The organism is Stieleria neptunia (assembly GCF_007754155.1).
GTDB lineage: Bacteria > Planctomycetota > Planctomycetia > Pirellulales > Pirellulaceae > Stieleria > Stieleria neptunia.
Map to the genome: position 1 here is coordinate 5,453,774 of NZ_CP037423.1, position 23,948 is coordinate 5,477,721.

At 58.8% G+C, this 23,948-nt stretch carries 23 protein-coding genes; 8 read left to right on the top strand and 15 right to left on the bottom strand.

The features are described 5' to 3' along the window. Positions 1–16 precede the first annotated feature (16 nt). Positions 17–604 carry a 50S ribosomal protein L25 gene (locus Enr13x_RS18840; protein ID WP_145388496.1) on the bottom strand — a complete coding sequence of 196 codons (588 nt, stop codon included), beginning with the start codon at positions 602–604 and terminating at the stop codon, positions 17–19. Positions 605–959: 355 nt separating this feature from the next. On the opposite strand from Enr13x_RS18840, the gene Enr13x_RS18845 reads away from it, so the two are divergent. The 3 genes from Enr13x_RS18845 (at position 960) to Enr13x_RS18855 (ending at position 4,240) form a co-directional block, all read left to right on the top strand. Next, positions 960–1,772, top strand: a complete 813-nt coding sequence (locus Enr13x_RS18845) for an MBL fold metallo-hydrolase (protein WP_145388497.1) — start codon at positions 960–962, stop codon at positions 1,770–1,772. Positions 1,773–2,021: 249 nt separating this feature from the next. Beyond that, positions 2,022–2,327 carry a DUF485 domain-containing protein gene (locus Enr13x_RS18850; protein ID WP_145388498.1) on the top strand — a complete coding sequence of 102 codons (306 nt, stop codon included), beginning with the start codon at positions 2,022–2,024 and terminating at the stop codon, positions 2,325–2,327. Next, positions 2,324–4,240, top strand: a complete 1,917-nt coding sequence (locus Enr13x_RS18855; RefSeq protein WP_145388499.1) for a sodium/solute symporter — start codon at positions 2,324–2,326, stop codon at positions 4,238–4,240. Before Enr13x_RS18850 ends, Enr13x_RS18855 begins: the two co-directional genes overlap by 4 nt. A 541-nt stretch (positions 4,241–4,781) precedes the next feature. Here Enr13x_RS18855 and Enr13x_RS18860 read toward each other — a convergent pair. Next, positions 4,782–6,077, bottom strand: a complete 1,296-nt coding sequence (locus Enr13x_RS18860; RefSeq protein ID WP_197455540.1) for a transposase — start codon at positions 6,075–6,077, stop codon at positions 4,782–4,784. Between the two features lie 269 nt (positions 6,078–6,346). On the opposite strand from Enr13x_RS18860, the gene Enr13x_RS18865 reads away from it, so the two are divergent. Next, entirely contained in the window at positions 6,347–6,592 is a 246-nt protein-coding gene (locus Enr13x_RS18865; RefSeq protein ID WP_145384425.1) for a hypothetical protein, read from the top strand. A gap of 92 nt (positions 6,593–6,684) precedes the next feature. Further along, positions 6,685–7,905 carry a hypothetical protein gene (locus Enr13x_RS18870; protein ID WP_145388501.1) on the top strand — a complete coding sequence of 407 codons (1,221 nt, stop codon included), beginning with the start codon at positions 6,685–6,687 and terminating at the stop codon, positions 7,903–7,905. Positions 7,906–8,069: 164 nt separating this feature from the next. On the opposite strand, the gene Enr13x_RS18875 is transcribed toward Enr13x_RS18870, so the two are convergent. Both Enr13x_RS18875 and sufU read right to left on the bottom strand, forming a co-directional pair. Then, positions 8,070–9,341, bottom strand: a complete 1,272-nt coding sequence (locus tag Enr13x_RS18875) for an aminotransferase class V-fold PLP-dependent enzyme (RefSeq protein WP_145388502.1) — start codon at positions 9,339–9,341, stop codon at positions 8,070–8,072. A gap of 2 nt (positions 9,342–9,343) precedes the next feature. Further along, on the bottom strand, positions 9,344–9,790 hold the full coding sequence (gene sufU, locus Enr13x_RS18880) for a Fe-S cluster assembly sulfur transfer protein SufU (protein WP_145388503.1): 447 nt from the start codon (positions 9,788–9,790) through the stop codon (positions 9,344–9,346). A gap of 662 nt (positions 9,791–10,452) precedes the next feature. Between sufU and Enr13x_RS18885 the strand changes: the two genes are divergently transcribed. Then, the gene (locus Enr13x_RS18885) at positions 10,453–11,556 is read left to right on the top strand and encodes a hypothetical protein (RefSeq protein WP_145388504.1); all 1,104 of its coding nucleotides are present in this window, start codon (positions 10,453–10,455) and stop codon (positions 11,554–11,556) included. A gap of 143 nt (positions 11,557–11,699) precedes the next feature. On the opposite strand, the gene Enr13x_RS18890 is transcribed toward Enr13x_RS18885, so the two are convergent. Continuing rightward, entirely contained in the window at positions 11,700–12,680 is a 981-nt protein-coding gene (locus Enr13x_RS18890) for an aldo/keto reductase (RefSeq protein WP_145388505.1), read from the bottom strand. 452 nt (positions 12,681–13,132) lie between these two features. On the opposite strand from Enr13x_RS18890, the gene Enr13x_RS18895 reads away from it, so the two are divergent. Further along, entirely contained in the window at positions 13,133–14,923 is a 1,791-nt protein-coding gene (locus tag Enr13x_RS18895; protein ID WP_145388506.1) for a patatin-like phospholipase family protein, read from the top strand. Beyond that, entirely contained in the window at positions 14,920–15,576 is a 657-nt protein-coding gene (locus Enr13x_RS18900; protein WP_145388507.1) for an RNA polymerase sigma factor, read from the top strand. The genes Enr13x_RS18895 and Enr13x_RS18900 overlap by 4 nt, the downstream gene beginning before the upstream one ends. A 209-nt stretch (positions 15,577–15,785) precedes the next feature. Here Enr13x_RS18900 and trhA read toward each other — a convergent pair whose 3' ends face one another. The 10 genes from trhA to Enr13x_RS18950 all read right to left on the bottom strand — a co-directional run bounded on the left by trhA (position 15,786) and on the right by Enr13x_RS18950 (position 23,946). Beyond that, positions 15,786–16,436: a PAQR family membrane homeostasis protein TrhA gene (gene trhA, locus Enr13x_RS18905; protein ID WP_231744373.1), complete on the bottom strand. Its 651-nt coding sequence runs from the start codon at positions 16,434–16,436 to the stop codon at positions 15,786–15,788. Between the two features lie 110 nt (positions 16,437–16,546). Then, on the bottom strand, positions 16,547–17,251 hold the full coding sequence (locus tag Enr13x_RS18910) for a hypothetical protein (protein ID WP_145388508.1): 705 nt from the start codon (positions 17,249–17,251) through the stop codon (positions 16,547–16,549). Between the two features lie 4 nt (positions 17,252–17,255). Continuing rightward, positions 17,256–18,554, bottom strand: a complete 1,299-nt coding sequence (locus tag Enr13x_RS18915; protein WP_145388509.1) for a hypothetical protein — start codon at positions 18,552–18,554, stop codon at positions 17,256–17,258. Beyond that, entirely contained in the window at positions 18,551–18,760 is a 210-nt protein-coding gene (locus tag Enr13x_RS18920) for a hypothetical protein (RefSeq protein WP_145388510.1), read from the bottom strand. The genes Enr13x_RS18915 and Enr13x_RS18920 overlap by 4 nt, the downstream gene beginning before the upstream one ends. After that, positions 18,745–19,455: a sigma-70 family RNA polymerase sigma factor gene (locus Enr13x_RS18925; protein ID WP_145388511.1), complete on the bottom strand. Its 711-nt coding sequence runs from the start codon at positions 19,453–19,455 to the stop codon at positions 18,745–18,747. The genes Enr13x_RS18920 and Enr13x_RS18925 overlap by 16 nt, the downstream gene beginning before the upstream one ends. Positions 19,456–19,466: 11 nt before the next feature. Further along, a complete protein-coding gene (locus Enr13x_RS18930) occupies positions 19,467–19,700 on the bottom strand; it encodes a hypothetical protein (RefSeq protein ID WP_145388512.1) in 234 nt (77 codons plus the stop codon). Further along, a complete protein-coding gene (gene flhA, locus Enr13x_RS18935; RefSeq protein WP_197456151.1) occupies positions 19,697–21,835 on the bottom strand; it encodes a flagellar biosynthesis protein FlhA in 2,139 nt (712 codons plus the stop codon). The genes Enr13x_RS18930 and flhA overlap by 4 nt, the downstream gene beginning before the upstream one ends. A gap of 21 nt (positions 21,836–21,856) precedes the next feature. Then, positions 21,857–22,579 carry a flagellar type III secretion system pore protein FliP gene (fliP, locus tag Enr13x_RS18940; RefSeq protein WP_145388514.1) on the bottom strand — a complete coding sequence of 241 codons (723 nt, stop codon included), beginning with the start codon at positions 22,577–22,579 and terminating at the stop codon, positions 21,857–21,859. A gap of 17 nt (positions 22,580–22,596) precedes the next feature. Beyond that, on the bottom strand, positions 22,597–23,529 hold the full coding sequence (locus Enr13x_RS18945; protein WP_145388515.1) for a hypothetical protein: 933 nt from the start codon (positions 23,527–23,529) through the stop codon (positions 22,597–22,599). A 33-nt stretch (positions 23,530–23,562) separates the two neighbouring features. Then, the gene (locus tag Enr13x_RS18950; RefSeq protein ID WP_145388516.1) at positions 23,563–23,946 is read right to left on the bottom strand and encodes a FliM/FliN family flagellar motor switch protein; all 384 of its coding nucleotides are present in this window, start codon (positions 23,944–23,946) and stop codon (positions 23,563–23,565) included. Between the last annotated feature and the right edge of the window lie 2 nt (positions 23,947–23,948).

Genomic DNA, 23,948 nt, shown 5'->3' on the forward strand with positions numbered 1-23,948 from the left:
CCGAGCAGTCCGTAGACTACGCTTCTTCGCCCTCTTCCTCGGTCTCGTCGGCCGCAGCCTCACCCTTCACTTTTTCCACGTGGTAGACCACGGTTTCGCCGGGGGTGACCAAGACGACTTTTTCCGGCAGCGACAAATCCGACGCCGAGCGGTGTTCACCCAGGCCGACGCCGGTGACGTTCAATTCGACGAATTCGGGGATCGCCACGGCCGGGCACTCGACTTCGACCTCATGAGCGTTTTCGATCGCAATTCCGCCTTGCTTTCCACCGACCGGCTCGCCTTTGAATCGAATCGGCACCGAGACGGCGACCTTTTCGTTCATGTCGACTCGCTGCAGGTCGATGTGCAACACCTCGATCCCCAACGGATCGAATTGCAGATCGCTGACCAGTGCGGTCTCGACCACGTCACCTTGCAGCTCGACGATCTTGCTGTGATGCCGCAAGATCGACTCGACCGTCTTTTGCGAGATCGCGAGATGCTGGTTTTCTTGCTTGTGCCCGTACAAAACGGCCGGGACGGACCCCGCCTTTCGTAACCGGCGCGATGCTGCCGTTCCTAGGCTGCCATCACGTTTCTGGACCTGTACCACTTCCGCCATTGCGGATCACCCTGACGTCGTTAAATTCTTGTGTTTTGTTCCCTCAAACGCCACCAAAATTCTCGTTTGGGGTGCGTTTGGCACGCCGATACGTTTACGGCGAAGCGGGTAAGTATGTCAGGGCGGACGATCTCTGCAAGCCCAAACAGGCGTTGCGAGCAAACCGGGGCCTGAACAGCGGTCGCAGACGGCCATCGACGGGCCGATTGCCGGCCTGCGAGTGGGGCGTCGACCTGCCAATTTGAACGGCATCGCGGCGTTTCCCGCCTCTCGCGTCGTCACCACTGCTGTCGTAGGATGCCGGCTCGCTGCCTGTTATCTGCCGCCCGATCCGCCCCCGATCCGATCTGCATCCATGCCGTTTGTTCCCGAATCCAGCCGTCCCCACGAAGGCCTGGTCACTTTTTTGGGCACCGGGACCAGCGTCGGCGTGCCGGCGATCGGATGCGATTGCGAGGTTTGCCAGAGCAAGGATCCGCGGAACAATCGCACCCGCTGCGCGATCACGGTCCGGCTGCCGGGAGGCACGGTGCTGATCGATACCCCTCCGGATCTGAGGGTTCAGCTGATCCGCGAACGCATCCGTCTGGTCCACGCGGTCGTCTACACCCACGAACATGCCGACCATCTTTTCGGCCTGGACGACCTGCGTTTGATCCCCTTTCGGCTCGGCCACGCGGTGCCGTTGTTCTGTAACGAGACCGTCGAATCGAACATCCGCCGGGCCTACGCCTACGCCTTCGCCGATCGCGAGGACACCCACCCGGGGGCGACACCGAAGCTGGAGTTCACTCGGATCGACGAGTCGCCCTTTGAAGCCCTGGGAACGACCTTCATCCCGATCCCGATGAAACACGGCCCGCACTTCAACGTGCTCGGATTTCGCATCGGTGATTTCGCCTACTGCACCGACACCAACTTCATCCCGCCGACATCTCTGGAACGACTGCGGGGCGTGAAAACCCTGGTCATCGGGGCGCTGCGGATGGAGCCCCATCCGACGCATTTTAATCTGCAGGAAGCCATCGACGTCGCCCGCGCCGTGGGTGCCCAACGGACCCTGCTGACCCACACCGGTCACCAGCTCGACTACCAAAAAACCTGCGACTGGCTGCCGGCCGGGATCGACATGGCTTACGACGGTTTGCAAGTCGACATCAGGGTTTGAGTTGGGAGTTGGGAGTTGGCAGAAAAATGGTGGGCAGAAAAATGGACGTCGGAAAGGAACGAATCAGACAAGAAAATGGGTGACAGGAAAATTTCTTGCATCGTCTGATGACGGAAGGTCCAGAACCCAGAACCTGGGGCTGGGGACGCCGGAAGTCAAAACGTTCGTCCGGGGCACATGGGCGGTGTGAGTTGCTCTATACTTCGCCGCTGGTCGTGAATTGATTGTTTGTTTTTTCCCGAGGTCTCGATGTCGTCGCTTTCGGACACACAACGCTCCAACGCCCGCTTGGGGCTCTGGCTGTTCGCTGTTTATTTGGTGCTTTATCTGGGGTTCGTGTTTCTCAGCGCGTTTGCCGCGGACGTGATGGAACGCCCCGTTCTCGCCGGATTGAACCTGGCCATCGTCTATGGGTTCGGATTGATCGTCGGCGCCTTGGTGATGGCATTGCTCTATGGAGTGCTTTGCAAATCCGAACCGTTGAACGAATCAACAGACGGTTCGGCATCACACGGTGCGTCCACTGGCGATAAGCCGCAGGGGGACCCGGCGTGATTTACGACCCTTCATGGATTGCCGTTTTTGTCTTTTTTACGTTTGTCGGTGCGACGGTCGGCCTGAGTTTTTACTTGGGACGAAAAGCGAAATCGTCGGCGGGTTATTTTGCCGCTCACGGCCAAATCCCGTGGGCGGTCAATGGGATCGCGTTCGCGGGGGATTACTTGTCCGCGGCCTCGTTCCTGGGCATCTGCGGAATGATCGCCTCCTACGGCTACGACGGCTTCTTGTATTCGATCGGCTTTTTGGCGGGTTGGATCGTGGCCTTGTTCGTCATCGCCGAGCCGATGAAACGCTTGGGGCGATTCACCTTCGCCGACGCGTTGGATGCCAAATTTGATTCACGCGGGATCAAAGCCGCCGCGGGCGCCAGCACGCTGGTGGTCAGCGTGTTTTATCTGATTCCCCAGATGGTCGGTGCCGGATCGCTGATCCAGCCGTTGCTCGGTTTCCCGCACTGGGTGGGCGTCGTGCTGGTCGGGATTGTCGTGATCACGATCGTCGTCACCGCGGGCATGGTTTCGACGACGTGGGTGCAGTTTCTGAAAGGATCCTTGTTGGTCATTTTCAGCGCCGTACTGGTCGTGTTGTTGCTCGGCCGCGGGTTTGTGGCCCAGCCCGATGCGTTTGAAACGATCGGCCCGATGCCGGCGTCCGACTTGAATCAACCCGAGATCGCCGGTCGGTCCGTTTTGCCGGCCGCGGATGGTTGGCAGGAACACGAGGATCTGGTCCGTTTCACGCGCAGCGATGATGTCGGCTTTGATCTTTTTCACGTCCAACCGGCCGGCGAGGACCAAGTCATCTTGCGGCAGGCGCAAGCGATCCGGGGAACGTCCGACGGAGACCTGGTCGATGGCGCACCGCTGGGACGCGACGCGAAGCAGAAGGAACTGAAGCCGGTCGGCACGCTCACCAAACTACCCGATGGCCAGTCAGAGACGGGGCCGCTGGGGCCGGTCAGTTTCTTCAACACCCTCGGTGACAGCGAAGTCGTGCTGTGGCGGAACAAGACGGTCGAGCACGACGATGAAACCAAATCGACGGTCTACTTTCAAAAACTGACACCCGGCAACGAAGTCCTCCGCCCCGGTGAACACCCCAAATTCGCCGGCATTCGAAGCGACGCGCCCAGCGGCAAGTTGAATTTTCTTTCGTTGATGCTGGCCTTGTTTTGCGGGACCGCATCGCTGCCCCACATCCTGATCCGCTACTACACCGTCAAAGACGGCGCGGCGGCCCGCAAGAGCACGATCGTCGGGATCGCCAGCATCGGTTTCTTCTACGTCCTGACGCTGTACCTGGGACTCGGTGCGATGACCAGCGGCTCGATGGATTTGACCGACAGCAACATGGCCGCTCCGCTGCTGGCACGCAGCATCAGCACGTGGTTGTTCGCGATCATTTCCGCGATCGCATTCACGACGGTGCTGGGGACCGTCAGCGGATTGATCCTGGCCAGCAGTGGCGCCGTCGCCCACGACATCCTGGTCGGCGTGGTCGGCATGCAGTTGTCCGAAGCCAAAAAGGTACGGATCGCAAAGATCGCCGCGGTCGTCGTCGGCGCGATCGCGATCGTGCTGGGAATCCTGTTCAAAGAAATGAACGTCGGCTACCTGGTCGGCTGGGCCTTCAGTGTCGCCGCCAGCGCCAACCTGCCCGCGTTGGTGATGCTGCTGTTCTGGAAAGCGACGACCAAGGAAGGCATCGTGGCCAGCGTGCTGGTCGGCATGACCAGCTCACTCGGTTGGATCCTGCTGTCGGCCGACACCTACAAGAGCGTCTATGGCTGGGATCCGGAGCTGGCCTATGCACCGTTCAGCCAACCCGGCATCGTCACGATTCCCTTGGCGTTTGTCACGCTGATTGTGGTTTCGTTGATGACACAGCCGAAAGCGGCCGCGGCTTGAATCAGAGAGCGGCAACAGTGGGATAGGCTTCCAGCCTGTCATCTTCAACTCATTCCAAGGCTCCGCCTGGGAACGCGAGGCAGGTGTGGCTCTGCCACACGCCGTTCACGGGCGGGAGGCGGGAGCCTCCGTGACAGTGTGTTCCCAGGCGGAGCCCGGGAACAAGGGAATCAGAGAGCGGCAACAGTGGGATAGGCTTCCAGCCTGTCATCTTCAACTCGTTCCAAGGCTCCGCCTGGGAACGCGAGGCAGCTGTGGCTCTGCCACACGCGGTTCACGGGCGGGAGGCGGGAGCCTCCGTGACAGTGTGTTCCCAGGCGGAGCCCGGGAACAAGGGAAATGTGGGATAGGCTTCCAGCCTGTCATCTTCAACTCATTCCAAGGCTCCGCCTGGGAACGCGAGGCAGGTGTGGCTCTGCCACACGCCGTTCACGGGCGGGAGGCGGGAGCCTCCGTGACAGTGTGTTCCCAGGCGGAGCCCGGGAACAAGGGAAGGCAACAGTGGGATAGGCTTCCAGCCCAGGGCTGTAAGGGTATCCTGCTAGGTCAATCCTAGCAGTTTCGCGGTCGAAACATGAGACGAGGCTACATTCCTTGATCGGTGCGGCTTTTTCTTCTTCGGGCCGCGGACCGATTTTCTGTACTCCTTTAGGTCGATCGTCCGAGCGATCTTCTTCAGCATCGCGACGAGGCCTTTGATTGTCGTCGGAATCAATTCTGCCCACTCGTCCTCGGTGATCGCAATCAACATCCCTTCGGTTTTATCGGAGACATTTTTTGAGACGTGAAAGTGGCTGATCGCTTCCACCTCTGATTCGTCATGGGTCGCAAACAAAGCCGCAAAGATGGTTTGTCGAAGATTGAACGCGAGCAGCGACATACAAAACAGGAACGTTGCTGCTTTGGGATGACCGACACCTGATTTCTCGCAAGTGAGCGTCATCTGTAAAATATTGAACGCGGTTTCTTCTTCCCAGCGATGCCGGTAAACCTCTGCCACGTCCTTAGCCGAAACTGTGGCGGGAAGATTCGTCAACACGTGAATCTCTTCGTCGCCATCTCGCGTTGGCGAGTCCAATATGACAGTGATTCGGCGAACCACCATGGCATCTTCGGCAGCAGATAGTTTCAACGCTTGTTCGTAGACTACGCCTGTGCTGCTGCGGCCAATGCGTTTGCGTTTTCCCAGTAAAACGCCTTTCAAACGCCCGTGCTGGCGGATCACGAAGAAGCTTTTGGATTGAGCGAGTTTGTTGAGGAATGGGACGATGCAATAATGCCGGTCCGCAATTACGACATCATTCGGCTGGATATCATCCACGATCCGATCGCAACACGTCGACTCTTGCGCGTGGCCGTCAAGCAGCACGTACGCGCGGTCAAACACCTGTCGCTGTAGGTCAAACCTCGCGACTAGTTTACCCGGCAACGGTGCACCCTTGACGTCTCGAAGGTCTTTCAATCTTTTGTCAGACTTCGCCAAGACATTCCCATCAATACTCAAGCAACGATAACCTGGAAGCAATTCCCAGGGTGTGAACCCCATCGCGTCTTGCATTTGGATAGTCCGCTTTGCCGCGTGCGAAACGAGCGACTCACTTACCGCTGGTTCTATGCCTCTGGTTTTGGCATAGAATGACTGTCGAGAAACGTCGAGATTCTCTTTGTGCTCCTTGTAGGCTTGATTGAAATTCTCGCTGAAATCCAAGGCCACGTCAGCGACCGTCATCGCCACTGCCTGGAATGTGGCGAGGTACTCATACTGCTTTTCTCGATTGTTATCGAAAACCAGTTGCAAATCGCTCCCGATAAAGTCCTGCGTGAGCGCCCTGGTCATGACAGCAAATGGTGCCTTGGTTACAAACCGATCAAAAACTTTCGATGACATCGCGAACCTCCGTGTAGCGTAAAACACGGGAATACACAAAAATCGCGGTCACGCGATACCCTTACAGCCCTGGGCTTCCAGCCTGTCATCTTCAACTCGTTCCAAGGCTCTGCCTGGGCTGCGCAAAACCGACCGGTTTTGTGTTGAAATTGCTATTTGAGAATTTGACGGAATTGGTTCTCTTATATGCAGTTTTTCCGCGTCATGGAGGTTCAGTCATGTCTCAAGCCACGATTGAGTATAAGTCACCTGTTTCCAAACTTCTTGGTTCGGCACGCCGTGGACGAGAGAAATGGAAGAACAACGCCATGCAATCCAAGCGGTTGATTAAGGAACTCAAGCAAAACCTCTGCAATGCGAGAGAGAGCCGCCAGCGATGGAGAGGCGAGGCAAGCCAACTGCGGCGGCGCGTCGCCGAGCTGCAGAGTGAATTAGAGCAGTTAAAAACGCGGAGCAGCCCCTGAAGAATCGCCCGACGCAGCCGTCGACTCAATTGCTGCCGCCGGCCCCCCAACATTCTTTTTCGTTGAGTCTCGTTGTACTCACGATTTCTTGGGTGCTCCAAGCAACCATCAGCTATCGAGCTTGTGAGAAAATTGCCCGCACGCTAGGCACCATCCATTCTGGATTGTCTCACGCCCCTACGGCAAACACGATTCAGAACTGGACGCTGCGACGGGGGCTGCATGAATTAACGCGTCCCAAAGAACAGGCCGACGATTGGATTCTCCTGGTCGACCACACGATCCAATTGGGAAACGAGAAATGTCTTTTGATCGTTGGGATTCGCCTTGAACATTGGCTCAATCTCGATCGGCCTATCCGACTGAGCGATCTCTCGGCCATCCTGATCGAGATTGTCCAGACATCCAACGGCAAGATTGTTGCCGAGCAACTGAAGAAAGCTGCTGACCGAGTCGGTCAGGTCAAGGCCATCATTTCCGACCAAGGTTCCGACTTGGTCAACGGAATCGCTGGTTTTCAACAGGAAAGCGAGTCGACGATCGCATTGACCGACATGTGTCACCGAACTGCGACGGCACTCAAACATGTCCTGCAGAAAGACCCTCAATGGGATTCGTTTCTCGGGCACTGTGGAAAGACACAACCGAAAGCCAAACAGACTGAGCTGGGATCGTTGTTGCCTCCCAAACTCAAGGTCAAGGCACGCTTCATGAATCTGCACAGTCTGATCGGGTGGGCAGAGCGGATGTTGCGTCTGCTTGACACCCCCCATGGAGAACGTCAGCAACAAGATCGACTTGGTCGCCTGGAAGAGAAATTCGCTTGGGTGCTTGACTATCGTGAATCGATCGCAGTCTGGGCACGTCTGATGCGGATGGTCGACAAGACGTTAGAGCACTCACGAACAGTCGGTTTTAACGCAGACTCGGCTGCTTCCCTGGCTGAAAAACTTTCGTGTGATGTAGGCGATTGGCAGAGCCAAGCGTTTCGCGACGAGATCGTCTCGGCGATCGAAGAGAATTCAAGCATTCTTGCCCCCGGGGAGAGGTTGCCGGCGAGCAGCGAAATCCTTGAATCCTTGATCGGTAAGGGCAAGCAGATGGGTCGACAACATTCTCGCAGCGGTTTCACCCGCAACGTCTTATCAATGGCTGCCAGCGTCGCCGACGTCAGTGCGGAAGCCATTGAAACGAGCCTCGCCTCCGTTACCCACAAAACCCTATGCAATTGGGTGAAGGACAACCTCAGACAAACCATGACGATGTTCCGCCGCAGCGTACTACCGTCATCCCCAGGAACCGATACGGCCTAAATCTGCTATCCTTCTGAGTTGCAATTTTGCGCAGCCCAGGCTACGCCTGGGAACGCGAGGCAGGTGTGGCTCTGCCACACGCCGTTCACGGGCGGGAGGCGGGAGCCTCCGTGACAGTGTGTTCCCAGGCGGAGCCCGGGAACAAGGGAATTCCGGATTGCCGATTAAGCCGGCGAGGGGCTTCGCCTTCGTCGTCGTCGGCCGCCACGGGCGAACTTGTCACGGGCCTCCTTGACCGCCTCGATCAATCGGTCGACTTCCTCGAGTGTGTTGTACAGATAAAAACTGGCGCGGGCCGAAGCGGTCTTGCCGAGCGATTCGTGCAAGGGCATCGCACAATGATGCCCGGCGCGGACCGCCACACCGCGGGTGTCGAGCCACTGGGCGATGTCATGCGCGTGCACGCCGTCGACGGTGAAGCTGACGATGCCTCCCTTTTTGTCCGGCGTCGGCCCCAAAATCTGCACGCCGTCGATGTTTCGCAGCGCCGTGTCGGCGGCTTGGCAAAGCAGGTGCTCGTGCGCCTCGATCGCTTCCAGTCCCACCGATTGCAGGTACCGCATCGCCGCGGCCAAGCCGATCGCTTCGGTGATCGGCGGCGTACCGGCCTCGAATTTTTCCGGCAATCCCGTCGGGCTGAACCCTGCGGTGGTGACACGATCGATCATCCCGCCACCGCCCAGAAACGGCGGCATCGCATCCAACAGCGTTTCCTTGCCGTACAGCACTCCGATCCCGGTCGGACCACAGATCTTGTGGCCGCTAAAGACGACGAAGTCCGCGTCCCACTGCTGCACGTCGAGCGCTTGGTGGGGAGCCCCCTGGGCCGCATCGACGAGCACGGTCGCACCGGCGTCGTGGGCCATGCGAGTCCAACGTGCGACGGGAAAGTTGGTGCCCAAGACGTTGCTGGACGAAGCGAACGAGAACAGTTTTGGTTGCAGCGACTGAAGTTTGGACTGGACGACCGCGTCGTCGATGGTGAAATCGTCACCGAGCGGAAGGAACTCGACGCGGCATCCCGTTCGCTCGGCCAACTGATGCCAGGGCACGATGTTGGCGTGATGTTCGGCGATCGTCAGCAGGATGACATCACCGGCCGACAGATTGCGGCCGCCCCAGGAATGGGCGACGGTGTTGATCGCGGCGGTCGTTCCCGCGGCAAACACAATTTCCGTCTGCGACTGCGCCCCGACAAATTGCCGCGTCGTTTCACGCGCCGCCTCGTAGGCCGCCGTCGATTCTTCGCTCAGCGTGTGGATGCCGCGATGCACGTTGGCGTAATAACGCTGGTAACAATCGCTGATCGCATCGATCACGACCTGCGGACGCTGGGCACTGGCCGCATTGTCTAAAAAGGCCAGCGGCGCGCCGCTGGATGTTTCCCGCTTCAAGATCGGAAAATCGGGGCGAATCGAATGGGGGTCAAGCGGCATGTTCAGCTCTCTTCACTTAAACTCGGCCCGCCAAAATGGGGCCCGGCGTCGTCATCGTCGGCGGATTCATCGAGCGGGGCGTGCAAGGCCGATTGCAACACACGCCACGACAACAAGCAGCATTTCTGGCGGTTGGGAGTCAATTGCGGGCCGAACAGCTCCAGCATCTGGTTGGCCGTGAACTCCTTCGCCTCTTCCACCGTCTTGCCCTCGATCGCTTCGATCAACATCGACGCCGACGCCTGGCTGATCACGCACCCCTCGCCGTCAAACCAGGCCTCTTCGATCTTTCCGTCGGCTCCCAAACGCAGCATCACCTGGATCACATCACCGCAGAGCGGATTTTTGCCTTCGTCCCCGTGGGTGGCTGTCGCCAGCTCGCCGCGGTGGTAAGGATCCTCATAGTGGTCCAAGACGTGTTCTTCGTAGATGTCTTGTTCGTTGGGCATGGTCTGACGGGGGAAACAAGAGACGTTTGTCGAATGGATTGGGCGGTCTGCGATCGACCGCCGTTCTATTTAAGTCTACGCGCGTTGTCAAAAATCGACGAGTCCCTATTCGCGTCAATTTGGTCGCAGGCGGGCGGTTCCGGGTGTTTCGGCCCCGGATTTGGCCCGTGTCGGCAAGGCAGCGAAGCATTTTTTAGCGGTAGGGCGCGAGCGGGCTGTCGTTTTTGTGAGCCGCGCGCGCCGCGTAAGCGGCCGGGCACTGCGACACTGCCCGAGGCCTTACGGCCAGCGGCTCACCATTGACTCAGCAGATCCCGACTCAATCGACAGCCCGCGAGCCCTCCGGTGTTTCGGCAGAGCTGAAGAACCGGAGGGCTCGCGGCCTGCCGCTAAGACCTCAAGAAACACCTGGAAAAAATGCTTCACAGCGACAGCCCGCCGGGCCCCGTTTCCCGACCGCCGCGCCCCGATTGCGGTCGGTGGGGGTTTATTGTTCCAATCAGCGGAGTAGTTTGTTCCTTCGTGCCAGGACCGTCGCGGACGTCGTCAAGACTTTCGACATGATTCAGGGACGATCGCAACTCTTGACGAGTTCCGCTACCGTCGCACCGAGTCGCGACAGGCGGATCGCCGAATTTGAATCGAGATCACTCTCCCCCACCATGAAGAATTCGCCTCTCCAGCGTCCCCTGAACCGTCGCGCCGCGTTGTCGACCCTTGCCGCATCGGCATTGGTCACGACCGGATGCCCGCTGTCGATTCCCCAATCGTTGCCCGACGCGGCGTTAACGTCGGACGCTTCGTCGGTTCCAATTGCCGATTTGGTTGCCCGAACATTGGCGGCGGAAAAGCGGCACCGTGGACTTTCGACAATGGTCAACGGCGCCTGGCAGATTTTCCACGGCATCCTGGCCTATGGCAACGACTTTGAAATCGACACGCCGCGTGGTCGCCGAAGTGCCCTGGACTACTTCCGCGCGGGTGGGACGTGCGACGGGTTTCGCCCGATGATCGGCGATCCGCTGGGTGAAGAAGGGCGATTCGGTATCCGAGTCGATTTGGAACCGTCGACCAAGGTAGGCCAAGGCCACCGCGACCAATGGCTGGCCGTCGTCGCCCAGGCCGGACTGCCCGCCGATGCCTCATGGGTGGTCGAAGAGCGCACGTTGACGGTCGACGACTGGATGCGGCAAGCCGAGTTGGATATTCCGCTCAACTACGAAGCGGAATTCAGTTGGACCTTGATTCCGCTGTCCTATTATCGATCGACCGACCATCGCTGGACCGCACGTGACGGCAACACCTACAGCACCGAACTGTTGTTAGAGCTGGAGGTGGAACACGATTTGTCGACCAGCGTGTGCGGCGGGACACATCGGTTGATCGGAATCGCCACCGCGCTGCGCAATCGAGTCAGTGAAGGGAATCCGATCGCCGGCGTTTGGGCCGATGCCAGAGAACACCTCGACGCATCGATCGAACTGGCCCGCGTCAACCAGAACCCGGACGGGTCGTACAGCACGTCCTACCTGCATCGTGCGGGCTGGTGCAACGATTTGGGCGAGACGCTGGGGACAACCGGACATGTGCTCGAATTTCTGGCGACCGCCGCCGATCGCGAAACCTTGCAATCGGACTGGGTCGTCCGCAGCGTGCGCAAGCTGTGTGACGTGTTGCAGCAGTGTCGCGACGTCGATCTGGAGTGCGGCGTGCTGTACCACGCCCTACACGGATTGGTGGTCTACCAACAGCAGATCGCAACCTAGTGCTTTGTCAGCGTTAAATCTTCGGGCGACGTTTGTCGAGCGGAAAAGGGGTCAGGTACCAAAAACCAAATGGCCCGCAGGGTGCTTCGCATTTTTGGTACCTGACCCCTTTTCCGCGGCAGCAGCGGATCGCAACCTAGTGCTTACTCGTAGATCGGGAAAAACGTATTGAACGCTTTTTCTCCGAAATCACCGGGGTCGTTGAAGCGACGGTTTTGGTTGAGCGACGACAGCGTGTTCATCTGCTGGTCGGTCAATTCGAAATCGAACAGATCAAGGTTTTCTTTCAGCCGTTCGACGCGCGACGTTTTGGGAACGATCGACGTTCCGCGTTGAATCCCCCAACGAAGGACGACTTGTGCCGGAGTCTTGCCTAGCTGGTCGGCAATCGCCTTGGTTTCCTTGCGGTCGATCACGCCTTCGCCTTCTTCGGCCATCCCGATGGAGAAATACGATTGAGCCCCCAGCGGTGAGAAACCGGTCACGTGGATGTCGTGCTGGGCACAGAATCGAAGCAGTTTTTCCTGGGTCAGATAGGGATGCAGCTCGACCTGCAGCACGGACGGCTTGACCGATGAAGATGCCATCAGATCGCGGATCAACGAGACGCCGAAGTTGCACACGCCCGGGTGGCGGATCAACCCCGATTTTTGACACTCGATCATCGCTTGCCAGGTTTCCAGAATCGGCACCGGGTCTTCTTTCATTTGCGGATTTTCGGCGTCGGGATCGTAGAACCAGCCCGGCGGATACCGTTTCTCGATCGGCACATGGGCGAGCGAAATCGGAAAGTGAATGTGGTACAAGTCCAGGTAGTCCAGTCCCAGATCGGAGAGCGTCTTTTCGAGCGCGACGGGAACGTCTTCGGCCCGGTGATAGGTGTTCCACAGCTTGCTCGTCACCCACAGCTCTTCGCGTTTGACCAAGCCGTCGTCGATCGCCTTTCGAATTCCGTCGCCCGCTTCGTATTCGTTGCCGTAATCACACGCCGCATCGATGTGGCGATAACCGATTTCGATGGCTCGATAAACGATCTCGGCGGTCGATTCTCGGTCAATTTTCCAAAGTCCCAGGCCGACTGCCGGGATCGTGTCCCCGCCGGTGAGCGTCAATTCAGTGGTCATTCTTGTTCGGGGGATGGGTAGGAGTTCAGCTGATCGGACGCACTCCATGATCCCAGACTCGGCGCGATGGGGAAAGCATGGGTGTGAATCTTTCGTCGTGGGGTAAGCATCCTGCTTGCCATCGGTGCCGGCTCCGCCGGCACGCACCGATGACATTCAGGAGGCGGGAGCGCCCCTGCCCGGCAACGCTGTGAAGCATTTTTCCCATGTGTTTCTTGAGGATTTAGCGGCAGGGGGCGAGCCCTCCGGTTCTTCCTCTCTGGCACAACACCGGAGGGCTCGCGCCCTACCGCTAAAAAATGCTTCACAGCGTTGCCTGCCAGGGAGGATGACTGGGCGGAATGCACGACCATCGTCGATGCAGACGATTTCTGTAATCACGTTGGCGACGGGTGCCCCCGTCGGGTAGGGTATCGATTGATGACAAACCTTTTCCGCTGGGTAATTTCGGGATGGATCGCGAACAATCGGTGACTCGCTCGCTGTTGATGGGGCTCAGCAACGACGGGCTGGAAAACGTGCTATCGGCATTTCAGCCGCGATCGTTTGACGCCGGCGCGACGATCATCGAGCTCGGTGACGAGGGCGACGAGTTGTTCCTGATCACGGCCGGCAAGGTGCGGGTTTGGACGGGCGATGGTCCGGCCGTGGCCGAACGGACCCTGGGCATGATGGGAGCAGGGGACCATTTCGGCGAAGCTTCGGTGATCGCCGGCGGACCACGAACCGCCACCGTCACCGCCGTCACCTATGTCGAAACCCTGGTGCTCGGCGGAGACGATTATCGCCGTTTGGTGCAAAGCTATCCGCAACTGCTGGAAAACCTCAGCCGGTCGTTGACCAAGCGGTTGTCCAAGATGAACACGGCGGCATCGTCGCCACGGCAAACCAATCGCGGCGTGCATTCACTGGCGATCATCATCGACGATCCCAGCGGCTGGCCGCTGGCGGAGCAACTGATCGGCCAACTACGCGGGGACCATCCGTTGGTGCAACCGTTGTTGGTCAGTGACGAGGAACTGCCGTTTGCCCCCGCATCCTTTGACCGTGACGCGATCTGTGTTTCGGTCGCCGACCTGGGGTGCACGATCGCCGGTCGCAGCAAACAGGCGTTGGCGGTCGCGGTCGCCTGCGGCCCCCAAGCGACCGACGCCGCCGTGCGAGAATCCAATCGCGTGGTGTTTGCCGCCGACGCCCGTCAAGGGCTCTCCGCTCACGCGGCATCGCTGTTGAAATCGATTCCGCTGCATCGTCGCGCGATGGTGGCGTTGATGTTTCCATCGGACTGCTGGCCACGACCGGACATGGACTTTTCCGAAGTGGATGCGGTGCGTTGTGAGTATCGCGGCGAAGCCCACCACGCCGAGTTCGTTCGGGCATCGATCACCCGGCTGTATCGGTCCATGATCGGCAAACGGATCGGGCTCGCGCTCGGCGGGGGTGGCGCCCGCGGGATCGCCCACATCGGCGTCCTGGAGATCTTGCAGCAGCACAACGTCGTTTTCGATTCGATCGCCGGAACCAGCGCCGGTGCCATCGTGGCTGCGGCCTATGGTGCCGGGTTTACTCCGTGGGACATCGGCGATTTCTTTCGCAAAGAGATGATTCCACCGAAGTACCTGGCCGGCCGACCGTCGATGCGACGCATGTTCTTGCTGCACAGTTTTCGTGGCGGGCGTTTCGAAACCAAACTGCGACGCTACCTCGATCACCTGACGTTCGAACAAGCCAGTTTGCCGTTGGCGATCACAACGCTGGACCTGATCAGCGGCGAACAACAAATCCGCCGATCCGGCGACCTGGTTCAAGCCGTCTTGCAGAGCATCAATCATCCCGTCTTCGGTCGGCCGATCATTCACGACGGCCAGATGCTGGTCGACGGCGGCGTGTTGATGAATGTGCCCGCCTCGGTCTTGCGAAGCGAAGGCTGTGATCACGTGGTCTCGATCGACGTCGGATCGACGCTGGCGACCGATTACGCCAAAGATCGGAGCGGCAAACTGCGTCGACCAAGCTATCTGTCGACATTGCTCCGCACCATGGACATTTCGCGGCGGCATTCCAGCGCCCTGCATCGCGAAGAAAGCGACCTGATCATTATCCCCCAGACCAGCGCGTTTCGGATCGAAGATTTTCACGCCGTCGATCCGCTGATCGAAGCGGGGCGACGGGCCGGTGAAAAAGCGGTCGAAAACGTCAAACGTGTCATCGAGAACCTCCAACCGACCGACGATGTTGCATGAATGTTTCTGCCGATTCCAATGGTCCCTCTGCGGACGAGCTTCTGGTCGCCCAGATCCGCGACGGCGATTCCGATGCCTGGCAATCCCTGATCGATCGCTACGAAGGGCGTCTGCTGGCGTACACCCGCAGCCGCATTCGTGATTCGGCCGCCGCCGAAGACATCGTCCAAGAAGCCTTTGTCGGGTTCCTGATCAGCCTGCCCAACTATGACGGCGGCCGTCCGCTGGAAAGTTATCTGTTTTCGATTTGTGCCTACAAACTGACCGATCACCTGCGACGCGAAGGCCGACGCCCCGCGCTGCAATTGCATGGCAGGTCGAGTTCGGCCGGAGATTTCGATCTGAAGGGAAGCGCACGCGTCGCCAGTTCGATTGCCCGCAGCGTCGAACGAAAACGGATCGAAGAGCAAGCGATCCGCGATGCCATGCAAGAACAAATCGTTCGCTGGAAACAGTCGGGAAATTGGATCAAGCTGCGAGCGATCGAACTGTTAATTGTTCGCGGCTGGGGCAACAAGCAAGTCGCCGAACAGCTGGACCTCTCCGAACAGCAAGTCGCCAATTACAAAAGTGACTTCCAGATCCGATTGAAATCGATCCTCAAACGCGCCGAACTCGATGAGAGTGTGTTTCCGGAGCTGGCAGGGGAATGATTGGCAAGCATGTATTTGATGTGATTGACGAGATTGAGCGGCAGCGCGCACAAGCCCAATGCCACTTGCTTTGACGCAAAGCGGGGTGTTTCTGTTAGCGGTAGGGCGCGAGCCCTCCGGTCTTTCACGCTAAAGATCAGCAAGGATCGACCGCCCGGAAGGGCCGTCGTACATCGGAGAAGCGATGGACGAACCGGACGGCTCTGCCGCTAGGGCACGACGTACCACTGAATCGCCAGGAAGTGACACAGCGCCGCGGAGATCACAAACAGGTGCCAGACGACGTGCAGGTATTTGACCTTGGAATCATTCAACAACACGATCACGCCCAGGCTATACAGCACGCCGCCGAGCAGCATGCCCCAGCCCAGCCCGGCAGGCACATTCCCATACAACGGAATCGCCGGCAACCATCCGAGTAACAGGTAGCTGACCGTCGCCACGTTGTTCACGCGATGCCGCATCAGCAGCTTGCCGGCGATCCCGGTAAACGCAGCCACCCAGACTGCAATCAACAAGGGCGTGCGGACCGCGTCGGGCGCATATCGAAAAATAATCGGCGTGTACGTTCCCGAGATCATCGCGTAGATCATCGCTTGGTCCCACGCCCGCAGCCTGTCCAACAGCGGTTGTTGCAGAATCGCGTGGGACAACGTCGAAAAAGAAAACGTCGCGCACACCGATGCGATGTATGCCGCACAGGCGAGCGCCAACCCCGGGTTGTCGGGCAACGCCTCAAGCACCAGCCACGTTCCCAGCACCAGTGACATCAACGCCGCCAAGCCGTGTGTCAGCGCGTTGGCCCACTCTTCACCGTGTCGGACGGGTGCGTTTCCGTGGGGTGGGGCGGGGGCGTTCACGACAGCCTAATGCTCGGTCAATCTTTCAGAGTGGGGTAAGCTTCCAGCTTGCCGTCTCGTTTCACTCCTGAAACGCAAGCTGGAAGCTTACGCCACTTTCGCGACGGCGCCTACTTCCAGGACTGCGCCAGAGCGGCTGCCAAGCGAGATGCCCCGAAATCGATCAGCCGCGTCGGAGAATTCTTCAGGGTGGTATCGACCTTGGGGTCCGCGTTCATCGCCGCGAAAAAGCACTCGCTCATTGCCGGATCGGCCAGATCAAACGTATGGGCCCCCGAGACGATGGCCACGGATTGGGCGACGTTGATGGCCAGAAATTGAACCTCCAGCCGCATCGGGCTGTAGGCATCAATCGACTCGATGTTGCAGTACAACACCGTGTCGACAAAGTATTGATTGCCGAGCTCGACAAGCTTTCGTTCATCAAATCGACCGCTGTGAATCGGAAAGCACGCTTCGCAAACCCGCCGCGGACTTTCGACCACGTCGACGCCGGCTTTTGCCCGCAACGCGCCGGCCAAGTCTTGCATCAACGCCATCTGTTCTTTCAAGCGATCCTGGCGATCCAGCGGCACGACGATCAAGACGCGATTCGGTTTCAATTGGCCCAACAACGGCGACGTTCGGATCGGCTGCACAGGACACTGGGGCGCCGCCGTTTTACCCGCCGAATCGGCGGATTGCTGGCAATGGCACGTCGCACCGCAATCTCCCATGCAGCGGGTCCACCATCGCGGCGGTCCGGCCGGGCAGCACTGGATGAACCAAGCCAAGATCAAGGTCGTGGCGAGCAGTCGATTTCTGAAAGTATGCACGATGCTAAGTCCCGTTCGCCGAAATCTCTCGTACCAACACGTCGTCCAACTCTTCGCGGATCGATTGCAGCATCCGATCGGTTTCCATCAGATAACGGTTGTATTTCTGTTCCGCATCGTCCAGCTTGGTTTGCAGTTCGCGGTTGATCTGACGCGTCGCTTCGATCTCCTCATACGCCCCTTCGACGGCCTTGGTCGAACGTCCCAGCAACGTTTCCGTCTGGTCGAGTTTTTCCTTGAGCCGTTTGTTTTCGGCGTCCAGCATCGCCAACTTGGCTTTCAGGTCCCCGTTCTCTTCGAGCAATCGAAGCGCGTGCTGTGTCGCCGTGATCTGGTTGTCGCCCAGCACGCTGCCCCGCGCCAGGGGCGCGTTTGTGTTGACCGATGCGTTTGCCAACCGCGATGGCTCGCCGCGATATCCCATCTCGGATGAATTGGAATAACGTGGATCGGCAAAACCTTGTTCCTGACCATCCCAACGCTGGCCATCCCAACGGCGGGTCGGTCCGCGGCCCGGTTGTCCGGCCGGCTGGGGTAGCTCGCCCGTCGCCAAGTCTGCGATCGGCGGCGGCAAGGGCCGTTGGATTTGGTTGTACGCCGCGGGCCCGACGGCGTGCTGCTCGGCCGGTTCGGCGGCCCGCATCGGGTTCGGGCTGGCGTATTGCGCTGGGGCGTATTGCTCGTGCGGGTACGGTTGCTGTTGGTAGGGCTGCCGGGCGTACGACTCTTGGTAGTACTGTTCTTCGGTGTAGCGTTCGGGCTGCCAGCGATTTTCCGCGGCGGCGGCGACAGCGCGGCTGCCGTCGTCGGTCCGGCTGTTGGGCGGCACCCAACGGGGATGCTCGGCACCGGCCGGACTGGTCGGCTGCGGAGTCCACTTGGGGTGGACCTGTGATTGCGTGGGGTTTCCGGCTTGTGCGATCACGCCGTTGCCGGAACTGCGGCCATGGGTCTGGGCGTGGCGGTCGTCGGCTGCTATCGCCCCGTCGGCACCGCTCCCCTGTGCGTCTTCGTTGGAATCGTGCTGTCCCTTGACCCCTAAGGCGTTTTTCAGTTTTTGCTTGACGCTTTGTTGCAGCAGATCCAATTTACGCAACGCCGAATTCGGATTCTGCTCACGGCGGGTGTGATGCCGGTCTTGTGCGATCGCCGTCGATCCGCCCCAGCATCCCAGGGTGAACAGCAGCAACAAGGCGGCGATCGGAACCCGGCGTGCTGCGCAGCGCCACTCGGCGGTGCTCTGGTCGCACTTGGTCGTCGCGTGCCGTGCACACGGTCGGTCATTGCTGCGCGGTTTAATCACGTACTCGCTGTCTCGTCATAGCCGCAAATCACCGTGATCTCTTCGCCACAGGGGCAAGCGATCACGATCGATTCGATACGATTTCCGTCTTTGATCACACGGACTTCCGGTTCCGTGTTGCAATGTTTGGTGGGGCCGACGCGGACGCGCGGTCCGCCGACCTTGGTGGTGCGTTCTTTCAACACGGTTGCTAGCTGGTCTTCCATCGAATTGCCTCCTTGAGTCTGAATCTCGCTGCGGCCAACAGGCGTGAGGTGCGCGATTCGGACAATCCCATCGCGGCCCCGATTTCCGCCAGGTTCAATTCCTCGCTGTAGTACAGCGTCATCACCAAGCGTTCCTTCTCTGGCAATTGCTCAATCAATTCTGCAAGCAGTTGTCCGATTTCTTCTTTTTCGGCCAGATCTTCCGGAGAATCGATACTGGTCCGCCAAGTTTGGTGAACTACGTCAGAAAGATCGTTCCAATCGTCAGGCTTGATGAACCGCATCGCTTCGAGAGACTCCAGCACGACATCGATCGGCAGGCTGGAACGTTCGGCGAGTTGTTCGGGCGTGATCGGCGGTTCGAGCGTCTCGCACAGTCTCTTGATCTTGCCGACGTGGCGCATCATCCGGGGCGAGATGGGAGACTGTTTGCGCAATTCATCGACGATCGCGCCGCGGATGCGTGGATAGGCGAACGTTCGAAACGCGACGCCTTGTTCGGCATCAAAGCTGGCGGCGGCTTGGACCAGCCCCAGGATTCCGGCGGAGTGAAGGTTTTCCCGATGATCGTCGTTCTTGCTAAAGAACGTCATCGTGCTGAGAATCCGCCCGACGTAGTCGATGTTGTCCAGCACCAACCGATCGCGATCGGTCTGCGTGGAAGGCTTGTAGGTAGTTTCGATCGTCGCTTTCATTGCAAAGCCGCTCAGTCCTTGTAGTCCGCGTCAGCGAGTCGAATCACTCCAACGCCGATAGAGACGACCGATCCGACCAGGACCGAGGAAACGATGGCACGCATCAGAATGGTCGACGATTCCAACCCCAAGATGACGCCGACCAAGGTCACCGCGACCGCGGTCAACAGGGCCATCAACGTCCCCACCGGAAACGCCTTTTGACGCCGAAACGATGCACGCCGAGTAGTTGACTTTCCGCTCATTTACGCCCTTCTTGATTGCCGTCTTTGCCATGCAGCCCGAGCACGAACGGGTCGGGTGAGGGATTCTCTCCATCGCCCAACACGTCTTCGTAACGGATCATCCCCACCGATTCGATCCGCATGTCCGAGGGGACCTCGCTGTAGGCGACCACACTGATTTCCGGCAGCGACCGAAAGATCGTTCGGTGCAGCGGGAAACGAACCGACGAATCCACCAACACGGTCGCCATTTGATTTTTCAATCGCGACGCTTCCCATTTCGCTTGCAGTTCCATGATCAGGCGTTCCAGCTGATCGGGTCGCAGCACAATCGCGTCCCCGTTGAGGTGTTCTCGGAAATAGTGTTCCAATCTCGGCTCCAGGATGATGACCCTCACGTTTCCGTTGCTGTCTCGGAATCGGTCACAGATGATGTGTCCGATACCGCCTCTTATCTTTTCGGTCAACTGAACGGGGTCTTTGATTTGCGGACCGAATTGAACCGCCGATTCGACGATTTTTTCCAAGGCGGTGATGGAGATGCGTTCGCGGAGCAGATTCAACAGCACTTGATGCAAGGTGGCCGGCCGCACCGTATCGGGTTTGATTTCCTCGACCGTCGTCGGGGCGATCTCCTTCAATTTCTCTAGCATGGATTGGAGGTCTTGGCGGCTTAAAAGCTCGTGGGCGTGCTTCCGCAAACACTCGCTCAGGTGTGTGATCAACACAGTCGGCGCGTCGACGACGGTAAACCCTAAAACTTCGGCCCGACGACGCTGCGATTCCGGAATCCATTTGGCCGGCAGGTCGAACGCGGGGTCCCGAATTGGCTCACCCTCCAGCTCCGCATTGATGCTGCCCGGATTGATCGCCAGGTAGTCGTTGACGAACACTTGCCCCCGCGCGATCTCACGTCCGCAAATCAGAAAGCGGTACTCATTGACACCGATTTGCAAGTTGTCTCGGATCCGCGCCGCGGGCACCCAAAACCCGTGCTCGATCGCCACGTCTTCGCGCAACGTCGAAATCCGTTCGGCGATGCCCTTGCCCCGCTTCGGTTCGGCCAGCGCGATCAGGCCGGCACCGATTTCGATGATGATCCGTTCGGGCTGGACGAATTTCTGCAATCCCTTCTCTTCCGGTGTCTCGGTCGCCGCGACAGGTTCCGGCTCTTTCTCCGCTTCCTCGGTTTTGGCCGTCTCGCGTTGCTTGGCGAAAAACACAAACGCGAACACCGCGCCGGCAAGCAGCATGAAGGGAAATTTCGGAAACCCCGGCGTGAACGCGATCAACACCAGGATCATCGGTCCCAGGTACAACGACCGATAGGCACCGGAAACCTGATCGTTGATTTCGTCGCCGAGGTTGGATTCGGACGCCGATTTGGTGACCAGGATGCCCGCGCTGGTGGCGATGATCAGTGCCGGAATCTGAGACACCAGCCCGTCGCCGATCGTCAGGATCGAATAGATCTGCAGTGCGTCGGAGATCGCTTGCCCGTCGCTGACCCCCAGCACCACGCCGCCGAGAATGTTGACGATCATGATGATCAGGCCGGCGATCGCATCGCCGCGGACATACTTGCTGGCACCATCCATGGCACCGTAAAACTCCGCCTCCTGGGTCAACCCCTTGCGTCGATCGCGTGCTTCTTTCTCGTCGATCGCACCGCTGTTGAGTTCGGCATCGATCGCCATCTGTTTTCCGGGCATCGCATCGAGCGTGAACCGGGCGTTGACTTCGGAGATCCGCGTCGCCCCCTTGGTGATCACGATGAATTGAATCGTGACCAAAATCAAAAAGATCACCACGCCGACGACCAGGTTTCCGCCGACGACAAAATCGCCGAACGTCAACACGATCTTGCCGGCGTTGGCATCCAACAGAATCAAACGCGTCGTCGCAACGTTCAGCGACAGTCGGAACAGCGTCAGCAACAGCAACAGCGACGGAAAGGAAGCGATATCGAGCGGTTTTTTCGCGCCCAGGGTGACCAACAGCAACAGGATCGCCGCGGCGATGTTGCAGGCCAGAAACATGTCCAGCAAGAAGGTCGGCAAAGGAATGATCAGGACGACCAGCATCGCGAGGAACGAGGCCGAAAGCCAAAGCTCACTCCGCTGCAAAAATCCGAAATTCGAATCCGTCTCTTTCATCAATTTGTACGCCATCCGCCCCTAGGCAAAACTTGCGACCAGTGCTTTTGAAATCAATTGCCAGCCGTCAACGAGCACGAACAGCAGCAACTTGCAGGGCGTCGAAACAACCACCGGGGGCATCATCATCATCCCCAACGCCATCAAGATCGTGGAAATCACCAGATCGATCAGCAGAAACGGGATGTAAATACAAAATCCCATGATGAACGCGGTTTTCAATTCGCTGATGATAAATGCCGGCACGGCGATCTTCAGCGGCGTGTCCATCCGCTGCGACGGGGGCGGCGTCTCGGACAGTTCAAAGAACAATCCCAAGTCGTTCGTCCGAGTGTTCTTCAACATGAACACCTTCAACTCTTCCGACGCAATCTTCCAGGCGTCGACGAATCCGAACGTCGGCTCTTCCTCCGGCCCGGCCGCTTCCTGGGCCTCCAACAGCGGGATCACCGCGTTGTCATGAATTTTTTCAAACGTCGGGGCCATCACAAACAAGGTCAGAAACAGACTCAATCCCATCATCACCTGGTTGGGCGGAATCTCTTGCGTCGAAAGCGCACGCCGGACGAAGGACAGCACAATGATGATTCGCGTGAACGCCGTGACACTGACCAGCATTGCGGTGGCAAAGCTGAGCGCACCGAGCAACACCGCGACCTGCAACGGCGGCGCAAGATCCGAGAACAGCTGCGACGGATCGCTGGCTGCTTCGGCGGTGGTCTGGGCGATCAAGGCGAAATCCATTTCAGTCCTCGGTTCGATCAGGCGGCTTCTTTCGACTTCGTCAAAAGCAGCCGGATCAGGTTCTCATCAATCTCTGACGTCGACGTCTTGTTGACGCTGCGACGCGAAGCCTGGCGGCTGGCGACGTTCCCTCCGGCCCGGGCGGCTTCGGATTCCTTCTGCCGACTGAAGGCTTCGGGTTCTTCGAGCGCGTCCTCGAATCGGGACGGCAGCACGCTGACCGACTTGATGCCTCCGCCATCGACGGCGACCAAGATTTTGCTGGCCATCGAATCGACCAAGTACAAACTGACGCCGCGCGTGACCTGCAACACCTGATCGATTTTCAACCCCGCCAAATCGGCCGGTGTGTCCTGGCGGCCACCCTGCTTGCCTTTTTGAATCTGGCGGACGAACAAGATCCCGCCGACGGCCAAGGCCAACACAAACACCAGATTGATCCCGATCCGGCTGATCATCTCCGTGGCATCGGCCTGCTCCGGCTCCGGTGCGGCGTTTTCACGTTCGATGAATGACTGGTAGTGATCCTGGGCGTTCAGCCGATCCAGACTTTGCCGCGACTGCAGTTGGTGCTGCTGGCCGGAGTACAGGTCGTTGATGTGATCATTGGATTCGAAATTGGCCTGCCGGACCGACATCGGTTGCGGACGCAACGCGACGACGTGCTCGGAGCCGCCGTCGAGACGGCTGCCCGAAGGCCGTAACGGACTCACCGGAATTTCGGATCGACCATCCCGATCGACCGAACCGATGTCGCCCGAGAGCACCCCGCGGCGAATGCTGACCGTCGACTCGCCGCGCGAGAGTTGGTCGACCATTCCGCCCAGCTGGCGTGACGAGCGAGATTCAGGTTCGGCGTAGCGCTGACCGTGGGCGATCGTAGCGAGTGACGATGAAATCAGGAGTGCGTAGAAAACGCACATCGATTTTCGGTTGAAGCGGAAAGGCATGTTGACGTCCATGTGAATGCCGATTCATTTGACCTAAGAGGGATAGATTTGCTTGATTCGAATCGCGAATTGATTGTCAATCACGACTACCTCGCCGTTACCCATGGGAACACCCTGAGCAACTAACTCGACCGGCGCGCTGATGGCCCGGTTTAATTCAACCACCGATCCCTCCGCCAGTCCGATTAATTCCTGAATCGTTAATTGGGTGCGTCCCAATTCGGCAGCCAGGGTGACGTGGACTCCCCCGAAGCGGGAGAAATCCAGATCCTTGGAGGCTTGCGGCGGGTTCGGTTTGAGCGCTTCGAACTCTGGAATCGAGTCGTCGGCTTGCGTTTCAGACGCTTGGGCTTGGGCCTGCTCGGACGTCGCTTGCGGATCGTCGGAGACGGGCGTTTCGGTCTTGGTCTCAGCCATCA